Genomic DNA, 14,401 nt, shown 5'->3' on the forward strand with positions numbered 1-14,401 from the left:
CTTCTAAATCTCAATATCATTACAAACCTGAGGAGGATTTAAGATGTCAACAGATTCCGTAGTGAAGAACTTTGATACCTGGAAAAGTTTTTTGGGCGACCGGGTCATTCAGGCTGAAAAAATGGGGATGAGCGACGAGACCATCACCAAGCTGGCGTTCGAAATCGGGGAATTCCTCGATAAGAAGGTCGATCCGGGCAACTATTCCAACCGGGCCATCAAAGAGCTGTGGGATGTCGGAACGGATGATGAGAAGCATACCATTGCCGGACTCATGGTCAAACTGGCGAAGAAAAACGCATAGGTACGCGGAAGAAGCTCCCCTTGCGGGAGCTTTTCTGCAATTATTACAATCGTGTCCTTGCCTTTCAATTTTTTTTTATATATCATTAACATGACCCGTGTATCTGAAACAACATGCAGGGAAAAGGAATCTATGAGGTGCGCACAAGTGGAATATAAACAATGGTATATGGAATATAAGATACATAAGAACAGACCCGGTCTGTTAGGCGACATTGCTTCCATGCTGGGGATGCTGGAAGTCAATATTCTGACGATTAACGGCGTGGAAGGCAAGACGCGCGGAATGCTGCTGGAAACCAGCGACGATGAGAAGATCATGCTGATGGGCGAAATGCTCAAGAAAGTTGATAATATAACGGTTACGGCACTCCGTACACCGCGGCTTGTGGACCGGCTGGCGGTCCGGCATGGACGGTACATCGACCGGGATTCGGATGACCGCAAGACCTTCCGCTTCACCCGCGATGAGCTCGGGCTGCTGGTCGATTTTCTGGGCGAGCTGTTTAAGAGAGAAGGCAATCAGGTTATAGGACTACGTGGCATGCCGCGGGTAGGCAAGACAGAATCGATTATTGCCGGCAGCGTCTGTGCGATGAAGCGCTGGACGTTTGTCTCCTCTACGCTGCTGCGCCAGACCGTCCGCAGCCAGCTCGCCGAAGACGAGATGAATCCGCATAATGTATTTATCATTGACGGGATCGTCAGCACCATCCGCTCGAACGAGAAGCATTATAACCTGCTGCAGAATGTCATGAGTATGGCAAGCACCAAGGTGATTGAGCATCCTGATATTTTTGTGCGGGAGTCCGAATTCACCTTCGATGACTTCGATATTATTATTGAGCTGCGCAATTCTCCGAACGAAGAGATATTGTACGAGTCGTTTACGACAAGCTACAGTGAAGATCTTTAATATATTTCATTAAGAGCATTGCTCACACAACATTCAGGAGGTGATGGTATGTCGGAACTGGGCCGGCATTTGAAGGAGGCTCGTCTGCAAAAAGGGATGAGTCTTGATGATGTCCAGGAAGTAACAAAGATCCGCAAAAAATATTTGGAAGCCATCGAAGCAGGGGATTATAAAGTGCTTCCGGGCAGCTTTTATGTCCGGGCCTTTATCAAAACCTATGCCGAGGCAGTCGGGGTTAACCCGGATGAGCTGATGGAGGAGCACGGCAATGTGCCTGCTGCTCCCGTCGATACTACCATGGAGACCGTGATTCAGAAGCGCAGCCGCAAGCCTGAAACGGAGCGTAACGCCAAGTGGCTCCCGACCTTGCTGATGTGGACCTTCCCGGTGCTGATTCTGGTGGTCATCTACTTATATGCCTCTTCCACGATGAATAATGATTCGCCGGAGAAAGCGGATAATGCAAGCATGACTACCGCGACGCAAGATCCGGCTAAGGCTAAGCCTTCTCCTACTGCCGCTGGAGGCGGTGCAGTGCCTTCAGCGACAGCGGATGCGGCAGCTACACCTGATGCAGGAGCCGCGGCAACCACTGCGCCTGCTGCAACTCCAGAGCCGTCTCCATCGGCTTCTCCGGGTGCTGTCACCGTTACTCAGGACCGTAAATCGGGCAAGACAACGATCTATAAGGTCTCCGCGCCTGCCGGAAGCCAGGTTCAGGTCGTGATTGCCTCAACCGGAGTCAGCTGGCTTGAAGTGTACAAGGGCGAGAACTCCAAGGGGGAGAAGCTCAGCTTCGGGAACACCAAGGCCGGCGATAATCTCAGCTTCACGCTGGACAGCGAAGGCATGTATATCAAATCGGGATATTCACCAGCTACCGCGATTTCGGTCAACGGACAGGCTATTACCGACGGCAAAACCTCCTCGCGTCTGCTGCTTGAACTGGACAGCGGTACGGACGGCGCTGCTGGCGGGAGTAATACCGGAGAATAATACATCCGATGTATAGTCTTTGGCGGATTGGAGAACCTAGAAGTGTTTAACAGTTCTCTCGCCAAAGTGAGGTGTATTCTCTCATGACCGTCAGCTGGATTGTAACAGGGCTTGGCATTATTGTCAGTCTCCTGGGGTATTATTTGACACCGGGCGCCTGGGGATATGGTATTCTGGGCTTTGGACTGGCACATGTTCTACTGGGGATTCTGGATATGTTCCGGGCTCCTGCACGCAGCAGATAATATTTAGAGGTGAGCGTCTCCCGGACAGGTTCCGGGAGGCGTGTTTTTAGGTGCACTCTTTTCCAGTATTAGACTTAAGAGCCCCTATCTCATATAATAGGAACAGACTAATTGTAAGTAAAGGATGTGGAACCATGAGTTCAGAAAGTTCATTTGATATCGTATCCAAGATGGATATGCAGGAGCTGACCAATGCGGTTCATCAGACCGAGAAGGAAATCGATAACCGGTTTGATTTCAAGAACAGCAAGAGCAGCCTGAAGCTGGAGAAGGATGCGCTTGTCATCGCCTCAGAGGATGAATACAAGCTGAATGCAGTTATTGATATCCTCCAGACCAAGATGGTGAAGCGTGGAATCACGCTGAAGAATATGGATTTCGGCAAAGTGGAGCCGGCTTCGCTCGGCACAGTGCGCCAGCGGCTGGGACTGCGGCAAGGGATAGACCAGGAGAACGCGAAGAAGATCAATATTCTGATCCGCGATTCCAAGCTGAAGGTTAAGAGCACGATCCAGGGTGATCAGATCCGTGTGACCGGCAAAAGCCGCGACGATCTCCAGCAGATTATCCAGCTTTTACGCAAGGCTGATTTGCCGCTTGATTTACAGTTTAACAATTTAAAGTAAGATCATGTGCCCCGCAGTGTATACTTACCTTACTTGCGGGGTGCTTCATGTTTTTTTGACACTTATTTATGGCTATAATATACTAGCTAAGCAGTTTTGAAGAAATTGCTGGAATACCGGATTCGTATGGACTAGGGGAGGAAACTTCAGTGAATTTACCCAACCGCATCACATTAGCACGTATTTGCCTTATCCCAATCATGATGTTTTTTCTGCTGGTGGACTTCAGCTTCTATCCGGAACCGATACATTGGGGCTCCTTTCAGCTTTCAATTAATCACTTGGTCGCGGCAGTTATTTTTCTGCTGGCAGCCAGTACAGATGGAATTGACGGTTACATAGCCAGAAAATATAACATGGTCACCAATCTGGGCAAGCTGCTCGATCCGCTTGCGGATAAGCTGCTGGTCTCGGCCGTGCTGATCTCGCTGGTCGAGCTGGGAAGATGCGATTCCTGGATTGCCATTGTCATCATCAGCCGCGAGTTTGCCGTGACCGGCCTGCGCCAGGTGGCACTGCTGGAAGGGAAGGTAGTGGCTGCAAGCAAATGGGGAAAGGTAAAAACAGTGATTCAGATTGTTGCTATTTCCCTGCTGCTGCTTAACAATTTCCCGTTCCAGTTCGTCAGCATCCCTGTGGATGACATTGCCATCTGGGCGGCAGCCATCATTACCATTTACTCTGGCATTGATTATTTCGTGAAGAATAAGGATCTGCTGGATTTGAACAAAGCCTGAGAGGCTGGAACAGGCTTAACCTTGCAGGATACCTACAATCAGGAGGAGAACGTCAGCTATGAAAGCAGAGATTATTGCCGTTGGAACAGAACTTTTACTTGGACAAATCGTGAACAGCAATGCCCAGTTTCTTTCAGTCGAGCTGGCTTCATTAGGCATTGACGTTTATTTTCAGACCGTTGTGGGAGATAACAAAAACCGCCTTCTGGAAGCGATCCGGATTGCTCAGAGCCGGGCGGATGTTATATTGTTCACGGGCGGCATTGGTCCGACCGAGGATGATCTGACCAAGGATGCGCTGGCTGCGGCGCTTGGCCGGACCCTGCACATCGACCAGCTAGCCATGGATCATGTGCAGCGCTTCTTCGATGACCGCAAGATTGTAATGACTGAGAATAACCGCAAGCAGGCGCTTGTCATTGAAGGGACGACTCCTCTGTCCAATGATACCGGCCTTGCGGTAGGGATTGCTTTTGCAGAAGAGGACAAATATTATATCGTGCTGCCCGGCCCGCCCCGGGAGATGAAGCCGATGTTCACGGATAAGGCCAAGCCATGGCTTCAGCAGCATGCACTTACTGGTGAAATGCCGCTCTACTCGAAGATGCTGAAGTTCGCCGGGATTGGCGAGTCGCTGCTGGAGGACAAGCTGATTGAGCTGATCCGCAGCCAGAGCGATCCAACGATTGCCCCGTATGCCAAGGAAGGCGAAGTGACCGTGCGCATCTCCACCAAGGCGCCGTCCGAGCGGGAAGCTATGGTCAAGCTCGATGCTCTGGAGAAGACGATTGCGGACATTCTGCCGGAGAATCTGTATGCCAACATCGATGTGCCGCTGGAGCAGCTGATTGTGGACTGGATGGCGGATGCGGGACTCACTCTAAGTGCTGCCGAGAGTTGTACAGGCGGTCTGCTGATGGAGAGCATTACGAATATTCCGGGCAGCGCCTCCATGTTTGCCGGAGGGATCGTGTGTTATTCCAATGATATTAAGAAGAAACTGCTGAATGTGCCTTCCGCCATGCTTGAAGGTCCGGATGCCCCGGGAGCGGTGAGCCGCGAGGTTGCGGAGGTACTGGCTGAGCAGGTGCGTATGATCGGTGACACGGACTTCGGCTTATCGGTTACCGGTGTAGCCGGACCGGGATATTCCGAGCGCAAGCCGGTGGGTCTTGTGTTCGTAGGACTGGCTGAGCGGGGCTGCAAGACAGAGGTATATGAGCTGAATCTGAAGGGCACCCGTGAGAACATCCGGCTGCGCACCGTCAAGGCGCTGCTGTACCGGTTGTGGCGCCGCCTGGAAGAACGCAAGGTTGCTACTCCGCTGGAAGGCTCGGCCTTGCAATAACTGTACGGGCCGGTATATAATTCATGTATACGGAAGAACCGTGGCTTGAGCGATCATGCTGCGGTTTTTTGTTTTATATTAGGTATAACAAATTATCCTTTGGCTGTTCCTATTAACGTAAGAAGCGGAAGAGAAGCACCTGCTGAGTTTTGCATCCGGAAGGAGGCATGTATCTTACAATAAAAGGGAGTATCATCCCCGGGAGCAAAAAAAACGAATGTATGTTCTAAAAAAGACTTGGCAAGCCCTTCAAAACACGTTATTATAATACTATAAACAGTGAAGGAAGTGGTCTGATTGTCAGATCGTCGTGCAGCGCTTGATATGGCGCTTCGTCAAATAGAAAAACAATTCGGTAAAGGTTCGGTAATGAAACTGGGAGAATCCACTCACATGAAAGTGGAAGTTGTACCTAGCGGATCTTTGGCACTTGATATTGCACTAGGTATTGGCGGACTTCCCAAAGGACGTATTATTGAAGTATATGGACCGGAATCTTCCGGTAAGACGACGGTTGCACTTCATGCGATCGCTGAAGTACAGAAGCAGGGCGGACAAGCTGCCTTCATCGATGCTGAGCATGCGCTTGATCCCAAGTATGCCAAGGCGCTTGGCGTTAACATTGATGAACTGCTGCTGTCCCAGCCTGATACGGGTGAACAGGCCCTGGAAATCGCTGAAGCGCTTGTACGCAGCGGAGCAGTAGACATCATTGTAGTTGACTCTGTAGCAGCACTTGTGCCGAAGGCAGAAATTGAAGGCGACATGGGTGATTCCCACGTAGGCTTGCAGGCCCGTCTGATGTCCCAGGCCTTGCGGAAGCTGTCTGGTGCCATTAACAAATCCAACACTATTGCGATCTTCATTAACCAGCTTCGTGAGAAGATCGGCGTAATGTTCGGTAACCCTGAGACCACTCCGGGTGGGCGCGCTCTGAAGTTCTATTCCTCTGTCCGTCTGGATGTGCGCCGGGTAGAGAGTATCAAGATGGGTAACGATGTCGTGGGTAACCGCACGAAGATCAAGGTTGTGAAGAACAAGGTAGCGCCTCCGTTCAAGCAAGCGGATGTAGATATCATGTACGGCGAAGGAATCTCCAGAGAGGGAAGCCTTGTGGATATCGGTACGGAGATGGATATTGTCAACAAGAGCGGTGCCTGGTATTCCTATGAAGGCGAACGTCTGGGTCAAGGACGGGAGAATTCCAAGCAGTTCCTGAAGGAACATCAGGATATTGCTCTGCTGATCGAGAACAAGATCCGTGAGGCAAGTAATCTCACGACTCTGGTAGAGCCACCATCTGAAGCGGCTGTGGCTGCGGAGCAAGAGGAAGAAGAGAAGCTGCTGCTTGAGATTGAGTAATTAAGTACTCCTCTACTTCTAATTGAATAATGAAGTCAAGATGGATAGGCGCCCTGTGAAGATATAACAGGGTGCCTTTTCGTAAATATTTCAGCTTAAGTAGGTGATTGGCAGGATGGTTATCCAATTGGATGAGGAATTCGAGGAACAGGATGAGCAGCAGGTGCTGGCGGATTTCCCGGCAGATCAAGAGCTGGTAATTACAAAGGTAGAGCGGCTTAAGAAGTCTAATTATCGTTATCTAATCCATTTCGGAGACTACAACATGACTGTTCATGAAGATGTCATGATCAAATACCGGATGATTACCGGGAGTGCTTTTGTAAAAGCGGATCTGGAGGATATCGTTGCCGCAGACGAGCGCCAGCGGGGGTATGTGGAGGGGCTTAGGTATCTGGAGCGCAAACCCAGAACCGCACAGGAGATGGCCCGCCGTTTAAGGGAGAAGGAAATAGGGGAGACTGTTATTGCCGAAGTTCTGCTCCGCCTGCAGGAGGAACGTCTGCTTGATGATCCCTTGTACGCCAAACAGTGGGCGGAGCAGCGGATTGTGAATCAGCGTAAGGGCAAGATGTGGATCCGGCAGGAGCTGCGGGAGAAAGGGATTGATAAGTCGCTGATTGCGGAAGCGCTGGATGAGATCACACCCGAGCAGGAGCTGGAGAGCGCGCTGCAGACCGGACGGAAGAAATGGAGTACGATCCGGGGAGATGTGAACGACAAACGCCGGAAGACAGGGGCGTTCCTGATGCGCCGGGGATTCTCAGGAGAAATGGTGCGCCAGGTGATCGGGATTCTGCGGGATGAGCAGGATTCTGGGGGGGAAGAAGAGGAGTTTTACTTCCCGGATTGATTCTCTTGACTTTATTACGGTTATCGACTCTCTTGACAAGGTCTTTTTATAAATAATAAAATATAACATGAATCGGCATAAACTAAGAATCCTTTTTCCTTCCCAAAAAGCAGACTCTTATGTTCCGGTTCGCGTACAACTCATATGAAATGTAATCGCCGGATAAGGCGGGCAATGTGCATGTGCAGCATGTGCAGTATGGCAATCGGTGTATTACCGGTTTTTTGTATGGTGATGAACGGATAGTTTAACAACTGCACAAATACCCAAGGGAAGATCCTTGGAGGATATCAACGAGGAGGTGAACAGATGGATCCATTGATCTGGGTCATTGTCGTTCTCGTTGTAGCTGCAGCATTCTTTGGATTCGGTTATTTTATTCGTAAATCCCTTGCAGAAGCTAAGATTTCCAGCGCAGAGAAAGAAGCCGTAGTCATCGTGGAGAACGCGAAGAAAGAGGCGGAGGCGCTGAAGAAGGAAACGGTACTTGAGGCTAAGGACGAAGTTCATAGAATCCGTACCGAAGCTGAGAAAGAAACTCGTGAACGTCGGAATGAAATCCAACGGCAAGAGCGACGTTTGCTGCAAAAGGAAGAATCGCTGGATAAAAAAATGGAATCGCTTGAACGAAAAGAAGAACAAGTAGCTAACAAAGAGAAACGAATTGATGAAACCCAACAGCAAATTGATGTAATTTACAAGAATCAGGTTACTGAACTGGAACGTATCTCCAATCTGAGCATCGATGATGCCAGAAGTATCATTCTCAGCAATGTAGAACAGGAAGTTCGCCATGAAACTGCTCAGATGATCAAGGAAATCGAACAGCAAGCTAAGGAAGAAGCGGACAAGAAAGCCCGTGAGATTATCACCTTGGCGATTCAACGCTGTGCGGCTGATCATGTGGCGGAAACTACGGTATCTGTCGTTACCTTGCCGAATGAAGAGATGAAGGGCCGGATTATCGGTCGTGAAGGCCGCAATATCCGTGCGCTGGAGACTCTGACCGGGATTGATCTTATTATTGATGATACGCCGGAAGCCGTTATTCTGTCAGGATTTGATCCGATCCGCCGCGAAGTGGCCCGTACGGCACTGGAGAAGCTGGTCGCAGACGGACGTATCCATCCTGCACGTATTGAAGAAATGGTGGAGAAATCCCGCAAAGAAGTGGATGAACGGATTCGCGAATACGGTGAACAAGCTACCTTCGAGGTTGGCGTTCATGGTCTGCACCCGGATCTGATCAAAATTCTGGGTCGCCTGAAATTCCGCACGAGCTACGGTCAAAACGTACTGAAGCACTCCATGGAGGTTGCTTATTTGACTGGACTTATGGCCGGTGAGCTTGGGGAAGACATCGTGCTTGCAAAACGTGCCGGACTGCTGCATGATATCGGCAAAGCGCTTGATCATGAAGTGGAAGGTTCGCATGTTGAAATCGGCGTCGAACTGGCGAAGAAGTACAAGGAACATCCGGTGGTTATCAACAGTATCGCGTCCCACCATGGAGATTGCGAGGCTACCTCGGTTATTGCTATGCTGGTTGGTGCTGCTGATGCTTTGTCGGCTGCCCGTCCAGGTGCACGCCGTGAGACCCTGGAAACGTACATCAAACGTCTGGAAAAGCTGGAGGAGATCTCGGAGTCCTTCGAGGGTGTCGAGAAATCCTATGCCATTCAGGCGGGCCGCGAGGTTCGCGTAATGGTACAGCCTGAGAAGATTGATGATGCCGAAAGCTTCCGTCTGGCCCGCGATATTACGAAGATGATTGAGAGTGAGCTGGATTATCCGGGTCATATCAAGGTTACGGTAATCCGCGAGACACGCGCTGTAGAATATGCGAAATAAATAAGGAAATCGGCCCCCTTGCGGGGCCTTTTTTCATGCAGCACGCCGTGGAGTTTGGAATGAAGCAGAATAGGTGAAATTATACTTAAGCAGCGATTTATGGTTGGCAGAGCATACACAAACCCAAAATTTAGGAGGAGAAGATTATTAAAGTTTTATTTATCGGAGACATTGTAGGCAATACAGGCAGAAAAGCGCTGCGTGAAATGCTGCCTTCCCTGAAAAGCAAATATCAGCCGCATATCATCATTGCCAATGGTGAAAATGCCGCTGCCGGCAGAGGGATCACCGCTGCTATCGCTAACGAATTCTTTAACTGGGGTATCCACGGTATTACGATGGGTAACCACACCTGGGATAACAAGGATATCTTCGAGTTCATCGACGACGAGCCGCGGATCATCCGTCCGGCTAACTTTCCGCCGGGGACACCGGGCCGTGGATATACCGTTGTTAAGGGGAACGGCAAGCAGCTGGCGATTGTGAATCTGCAGGGCCGTACCTTTCTTCCGGCGATTGATGACCCGTTCCGGGTAGGCGAGGAGATTGTGGAGGAACTGCGCAGAGAGCATAAGTGCATTCTGGTGGATTTCCATGCGGAAGCAACCTCCGAGAAAATTGCGATGGGCTATTTTATGGATGGAATGGCTTCGATTGTAGTCGGCACACATACTCATGTGCAGAGTAATGATGATGTGATCCTGCCTGGAGGTACAGCGTATCTTACAGATGCGGGTATGGTTGGTTCAAGAGAAGGGATTCTGGGTATGGAAAAGGATGCGATCATCTATAAATTTACAACTCAGCTTCCCTCCCGGTTTGTAGTCGACGAAGGCAAATGGCAGCTGCATGGTCTATTCGCAGAACTTGATGAAGCTACAGGCAGAGCGACACGACTGGAGAAGATCCGGCTGCGTGAGGATGAATGGGTGATGAGCTAAGGACGGCAATGCCGTTTCTACTTGCAAATAGGTAATTCGGTAATACTCATTTTGTTTTGGGTGAAGTGTGATATTTATTATATCGAAAAAGAGTATCTTTTGAACTATTTTCTCCGGAGAGGTCCGCAAAAAGAAGGAATTAATTCTTCTGAAGCGAATAACATCTACTGTAGTGGAAGAAGAACACCATCATTTTCCCAGGGGAGGTACTTACTATGGATGTATTAAAAGTATCAGCTAAATCCAATCCAAATTCCGTTGCTGGCGCATTAGCAGGTGTTCTTCGCGAACGTGGATCGGCCGAGCTACAAGCTATTGGAGCAGGAGCACTGAACCAGGCCGTGAAGGCCGTTGCCATCGCCCGGGGATTTGTCGCACCCAGCGGAGTGGACTTGATCTGTATTCCGGCTTTTACGGATATAGTGATTGATGGGGAAGACCGGACGGCAATCAAACTTATTGTGGAACCTAGATAACTCAAGTGAATCATTTAGATTAGGCCTGTTTACATTGTAAACAGGCTTTTTGCTGTGCTGACTGCCGCTTCAGTTAGGTGCATATACATGAAATAGACGCTGGGCCGTCAACGGTTCATTTGGATATTCAGCAGGTGAAGAAAGAAGGAGAGCTGACCTATGGTGGGAAACAGGAAGCTGAAGGTGGCGGATTTTCATTGTGATGCTCTGAGTAAGCTGCAGGCGAATCCAGGGATAGACTTTAAGAATGATCCCCGGATGGATGTGACCGCAGAGCGGCTGACAGAGGGAAATGTCGGACTGCAGGTTTTTGCCATCTATTTGTCTACGGTGCGCGGAAGGGCAAAGTTCGAGGATATTCTGGGGCAAATCGAGTGCTTCCATCAAAAGGTTACCGGTCCTGGAGGGCTGCAGTGGCTGAGGTGGAAGGAAGAAGTGCAGGAAGGCAGCTTCACTGCACCGGCCTATGGAATGCTCTCTCTGGAGGGCGTGGACGGTCTGGAGGGCAATCTGTTCTATGCCCAGTTATGCTTCGAGCTGGGTGTGCGTTGCCTGGGGATTACCTGGAACTATGCCAACTGGGCGGCGGACGGTGTGCTGGAGCGGCGGAACGGCGGGTTCACTGAGCATGGCCGGAAGCTGATCGACTGGTGCAACGGGAGCGGAATGCTGCTGGATGTGTCGCATTTGGCCCCGGCGGGATTCTGGGAGCTGCTGGAGCTCAGTACCCGTCCGTTCATTGCTTCGCATTCGAATTGCGCAGCGGTCTGCAGTCATCCCCGCAACCTGAGTGATGAGCAGCTGAAGGCACTGATTGCCAAGGATGGGCGAATCGGGCTTACCTTTGTCCCCTGGTTCGTGCGGGATGAAGGAGCGGCCCGGCGGGAGGATATGCGGAGGCATATTGAGCATGTCTGTGGTCTTGGCGGGAGCGGACAGCTGATGTTCGGCTCGGATTTTGACGGAATTGAAGCGTGGGTAGAAGGGCTGGAGCATCCGGGGCAATATGCGGAGTTCGCCGAGATGCTGCTGAAATACTATCCCGAAGCTGATGTGCGGGGCTGGCTGTATGAGAATGCGCTGGGGTTCTTGAAGGAGCAGCTGCCTTCTTCCGCAGGTTTACCCTCTTTTCTCACCAGGAAGTGACTATGAATTGGAAAAACCAGGATGAAGCATTCACAGAATCGTAATATGCCCGGAAAAAAGCCTCGCATTGTGATGCGGGTCTTTTTATTTTCGGGAAATTAGATGTATAATGTTCAGTGGCTTGTACAGATACTAGAGAAAATACAAGGAGTGACTTAAAAATGAGCAAGACTGTACCCGTAGGTGTGTCGGCCCGGCATATTCACCTTACGCAGGAGCACGTAGAAGCATTGTTTGGCCCAGGTTATCAATTGACCGAGTTCAAACCTCTGTCCCAACCCGGACAATTCGCAGCGAATGAGCAAGTGGCTGTCATTGGTTCGAAAGGGAAGTTCGACAAAGTAAGAATCCTCGGACCTGCCCGTCCGGCTTCGCAGCTGGAAGTATCCCGCACAGACTCCTTCAGCCTCGGCGTGAAGGCACCTGTCCGTGAATCCGGCAATATTGAAGGAACACCAGGAATTACGATTAAAGGACCTGCCGGTGAAGTTGAGCTGGAGACTGGTGTTATTGTAGCAGCGCGCCACATTCACTTCCACACTTCCGAAGCAGAAGCTTGGGGCATTGCCGATAAGCAGCTCCTGAAGGTACGTCTGGGCGGCGAACGCGGCCTGGTGCTGGAGAACGTGATTGCACGCGTATCCGACAGCTTCAAGCTGGACATGCACATCGATACCGATGAAGCTAACGCTGCCGGTGCCAATAATGGCGATACCGCTGAAATCCTAGACTAGTATTTTATAATAGGTAAGACAAGAGCAGGGGACCCTTCCTCTGCTCTTTTGTTGTAGATTTTTTTGAAAAGAAAGAAATGAAAGTTTTCATATTCGCTTTTATGTGTTATCATTATGTGTTATGACTTTGCTGAGCGCTATGTGGAGACGCCGCAAAAGGAATATACAGTAATGGAATTAAGGATTCACCAATATATGTATGCACAATGAAGGAGATAAAATGACATTTAACGATTTGAACCTGATCCCCCCGATTCTTAAGGCGCTTAGCCTGGAAAACTATACATCCCCGACCCCGATCCAGGAAGAGTCTATTCCTGCGGCCTTAGCCGGCAGAGACATCCTGGGCTGTGCACAGACGGGTACCGGTAAAACGGCGGCCTTCTCGTTGCCGATTATTCAGCTGCTTAGCCAGCAGGCCAGAACTGGTGGGACTAAACGTATCCGCTCCCTGATCCTTACGCCTACCCGCGAGCTGGCGCTGCAAATTCAGGAGAATATTCAGGCCTACAGCAAGTTCACAACGATCCGTTCGACAGCCATTGTCGGTGGCGTATCACAGAAGGCCCAGGAGCGGGCGCTGGCAATTGGTGCCGATATTCTGATTGCTACACCGGGCCGTCTAATCGACCTGATCAGCCAAAAGCGTGTGGATCTGCAGCATGTGCAGATTCTCGTGCTGGATGAAGCGGACCGCATGCTGGACATGGGCTTCATTCATGATGTGAAGCGGATTATCGCCAAGATGCCGCTCAAGAAGCAGACGTTGTTCTTCTCAGCCACTATGCCTGCGGAGATTTCGCAGCTGGTGAAAACACTGCTCGTCAATCCGGTGAAAATCGAGATTACTCCGGTATCCTCCACGGTAGACAGAATTGAGCAGTCGATCTATCTGCTGGAGAACGGAAATAAGCAGAATCAGCTGAACCGTCTGCTGCAGGACCCGTCGATTGTATCGGCACTGGTATTCACACGCACCAAACGCGGCGCGGACCGGGTAACCCGGGATTTAACCCGCATTAATATTACAGCACAGGCCATTCACGGGAACAAATCACAGAATGAGCGCCAGAATGCGCTGAGAAATTTCAAGAGCGGAGCGACACGCGTACTGGTAGCTACAGACATCGCTGCGCGCGGAATTGATATTGATGAGTTGTCCCATGTCATCAACTTCAACCTGCCGAATATCCCGGAAACCTATGTTCACCGTATTGGCCGGACCGGCCGTGCGGGGATGAGCGGCATCGCCATCTCGCTGTGCGAAGCGGAGGAAATTCCGTATCTGAAGGATATCCAGAAGCTGATTGGCAAGACGATTCCGGAGATCAAGGAGCATGCGTATCCGATGTCTAAGAGCAATCTGGCATTGCTGGCAGACCGTCCCGGCAAAGCGCCGGTCAAACCGTCGCAGAAAGCCAAGACGAATCCGCCCCGCAAGCCGAAGTCGGAATGGTTCGCGCAAGGCAAACAGCAGAGCGGCGGCAACACAGGTGGCGCTAAAGGCGCTTCTGGAAGCGGTCAAGCAGGCAGTGGAGCTAGAAGCGCATCGGGCAGCAGTTATGCTGGCGGTGGAGCGAGAGGTGCTTCGGGGGGCCAGGCTAATGCCAACGGGCGTCCAGGCGGCAGCCAGAGCCAGAAATCGTCCAGCGGTTCATACGGCCGTTCAAACCCTTCGGGCAGCAGACCTGGCGGTCAGAGCGGACGTCCGTCCAGCCGTCCAGCGGCTAAAGCGGGCCGCTCGTAATTCGATTTTGTAACGTGCAGTAATGATTGACCTTATCTAACACAAACACCCGCCATTCTCAGTATCTCACTGAAAATGGCGGGGGTTTGTCTGCTCCATGGCCTCTTAACGGTTATATCG

The 14,401-nt window shown here is 50.7% G+C and carries 15 protein-coding genes; all 15 read left to right on the forward strand.

Translation table 11 applies throughout. The features are described 5' to 3' along the window. The first annotated feature begins 43 nt into the window (after positions 1 to 43). The 15 genes from C173_RS11005 to C173_RS11070 all read left to right on the forward strand — a co-directional run bounded on the left by C173_RS11005 (position 44) and on the right by C173_RS11070 (position 14,281). Positions 44 to 304, forward strand: a complete 261-nt coding sequence (locus C173_RS11005) for a DUF3243 domain-containing protein (protein WP_036692667.1) — start codon at positions 44 to 46, stop codon at positions 302 to 304. 132 nt (positions 305 to 436) lie between these two features. Then, the gene (locus C173_RS11010) at positions 437 to 1,219 is read left to right on the forward strand and encodes a DUF3388 domain-containing protein (protein WP_036724755.1); all 783 of its coding nucleotides are present in this window, start codon (positions 437 to 439) and stop codon (positions 1,217 to 1,219) included. A 48-nt stretch (positions 1,220 to 1,267) separates the two neighbouring features. Beyond that, a complete protein-coding gene (locus C173_RS11015) occupies positions 1,268 to 2,215 on the forward strand; it encodes a RodZ domain-containing protein (protein WP_036724756.1) in 948 nt (315 codons plus the stop codon). 83 nt (positions 2,216 to 2,298) lie between these two features. Next, positions 2,299 to 2,460: a hypothetical protein gene (locus C173_RS34650; protein ID WP_179090467.1), complete on the forward strand. Its 162-nt coding sequence runs from the start codon at positions 2,299 to 2,301 to the stop codon at positions 2,458 to 2,460. Positions 2,461 to 2,594: 134 nt separating this feature from the next. Continuing rightward, positions 2,595 to 3,086, forward strand: a complete 492-nt coding sequence (locus C173_RS11020) for a YajQ family cyclic di-GMP-binding protein (RefSeq protein ID WP_036724757.1) — start codon at positions 2,595 to 2,597, stop codon at positions 3,084 to 3,086. 149 nt (positions 3,087 to 3,235) lie between these two features. Further along, a complete protein-coding gene (pgsA, locus tag C173_RS11025; RefSeq protein WP_036724758.1) occupies positions 3,236 to 3,823 on the forward strand; it encodes a CDP-diacylglycerol--glycerol-3-phosphate 3-phosphatidyltransferase in 588 nt (195 codons plus the stop codon). A 58-nt stretch (positions 3,824 to 3,881) separates the two neighbouring features. Continuing rightward, entirely contained in the window at positions 3,882 to 5,171 is a 1,290-nt protein-coding gene (locus tag C173_RS11030) for a competence/damage-inducible protein A (RefSeq protein WP_036724759.1), read from the forward strand. Between the two features lie 297 nt (positions 5,172 to 5,468). After that, positions 5,469 to 6,533, forward strand: coding sequence for a recombinase RecA (gene recA, locus C173_RS11035; protein ID WP_036724761.1), 1,065 nt, complete (start codon positions 5,469 to 5,471; stop codon positions 6,531 to 6,533). Between the two features lie 115 nt (positions 6,534 to 6,648). Next, positions 6,649 to 7,386, forward strand: a complete 738-nt coding sequence (locus tag C173_RS11040) for a regulatory protein RecX (protein WP_036724764.1) — start codon at positions 6,649 to 6,651, stop codon at positions 7,384 to 7,386. 309 nt (positions 7,387 to 7,695) lie between these two features. Then, positions 7,696 to 9,237: a ribonuclease Y gene (gene rny / locus C173_RS11045; protein WP_036724766.1), complete on the forward strand. Its 1,542-nt coding sequence runs from the start codon at positions 7,696 to 7,698 to the stop codon at positions 9,235 to 9,237. Between the two features lie 146 nt (positions 9,238 to 9,383). Next, positions 9,384 to 10,178 (forward strand): TIGR00282 family metallophosphoesterase, encoded by a 795-nt coding sequence (locus C173_RS11050; RefSeq protein WP_036724768.1) that lies wholly within the window; start codon positions 9,384 to 9,386, stop codon positions 10,176 to 10,178. A 215-nt stretch (positions 10,179 to 10,393) separates the two neighbouring features. Beyond that, complete coding sequence (locus tag C173_RS11055) at positions 10,394 to 10,654, forward strand: stage V sporulation protein S (RefSeq protein WP_019910496.1); 261 nt, start codon at positions 10,394 to 10,396, stop codon at positions 10,652 to 10,654. A gap of 159 nt (positions 10,655 to 10,813) precedes the next feature. Next, entirely contained in the window at positions 10,814 to 11,800 is a 987-nt protein-coding gene (locus C173_RS11060; RefSeq protein ID WP_036724769.1) for a dipeptidase, read from the forward strand. 161 nt (positions 11,801 to 11,961) lie between these two features. Beyond that, the gene (gene pduL / locus C173_RS11065; RefSeq protein ID WP_036692683.1) at positions 11,962 to 12,534 is read left to right on the forward strand and encodes a phosphate propanoyltransferase; all 573 of its coding nucleotides are present in this window, start codon (positions 11,962 to 11,964) and stop codon (positions 12,532 to 12,534) included. 220 nt (positions 12,535 to 12,754) lie between these two features. After that, entirely contained in the window at positions 12,755 to 14,281 is a 1,527-nt protein-coding gene (locus tag C173_RS11070) for a DEAD/DEAH box helicase (RefSeq protein ID WP_036724770.1), read from the forward strand. Positions 14,282 to 14,401: the final 120 nt, after the last annotated feature.

This window comes from Paenibacillus sp. FSL R7-277 (assembly GCF_000517965.1).
GTDB classification, from domain to species: domain Bacteria; phylum Bacillota; class Bacilli; order Paenibacillales; family Paenibacillaceae; genus Paenibacillus_AQ; species Paenibacillus_AQ silagei.

What these genes read in the sequence shown, in the direction of transcription:
- C173_RS11005 (WP_036692667.1), top strand. Translation starts at nt 44, where the DNA reads ATGTCAACAGATTCCGTAGTGAAGAACTTTGATACCTGGAAAAGTTTT.
- rny (WP_036724766.1), top strand. Translation starts at nt 7,696, where the DNA reads ATGGATCCATTGATCTGGGTCATTGTCGTTCTCGTTGTAGCTGCAGCA.
- C173_RS11030 (WP_036724759.1), top strand. Translation starts at nt 3,882, where the DNA reads ATGAAAGCAGAGATTATTGCCGTTGGAACAGAACTTTTACTTGGACAA.
- C173_RS11070 (WP_036724770.1), top strand. Translation starts at nt 12,755, where the DNA reads ATGACATTTAACGATTTGAACCTGATCCCCCCGATTCTTAAGGCGCTT.
- pduL (WP_036692683.1), top strand. Translation starts at nt 11,962, where the DNA reads ATGAGCAAGACTGTACCCGTAGGTGTGTCGGCCCGGCATATTCACCTT.
- C173_RS34650 (WP_179090467.1), top strand. Translation starts at nt 2,299, where the DNA reads ATGACCGTCAGCTGGATTGTAACAGGGCTTGGCATTATTGTCAGTCTC.
- C173_RS11040 (WP_036724764.1), top strand. Translation starts at nt 6,649, where the DNA reads ATGGTTATCCAATTGGATGAGGAATTCGAGGAACAGGATGAGCAGCAG.
- C173_RS11055 (WP_019910496.1), top strand. Translation starts at nt 10,394, where the DNA reads ATGGATGTATTAAAAGTATCAGCTAAATCCAATCCAAATTCCGTTGCT.
- C173_RS11010 (WP_036724755.1), top strand. Translation starts at nt 437, where the DNA reads ATGAGGTGCGCACAAGTGGAATATAAACAATGGTATATGGAATATAAG.
- C173_RS11015 (WP_036724756.1), top strand. Translation starts at nt 1,268, where the DNA reads ATGTCGGAACTGGGCCGGCATTTGAAGGAGGCTCGTCTGCAAAAAGGG.
- C173_RS11020 (WP_036724757.1), top strand. Translation starts at nt 2,595, where the DNA reads ATGAGTTCAGAAAGTTCATTTGATATCGTATCCAAGATGGATATGCAG.
- C173_RS11060 (WP_036724769.1), top strand. Translation starts at nt 10,814, where the DNA reads ATGGTGGGAAACAGGAAGCTGAAGGTGGCGGATTTTCATTGTGATGCT.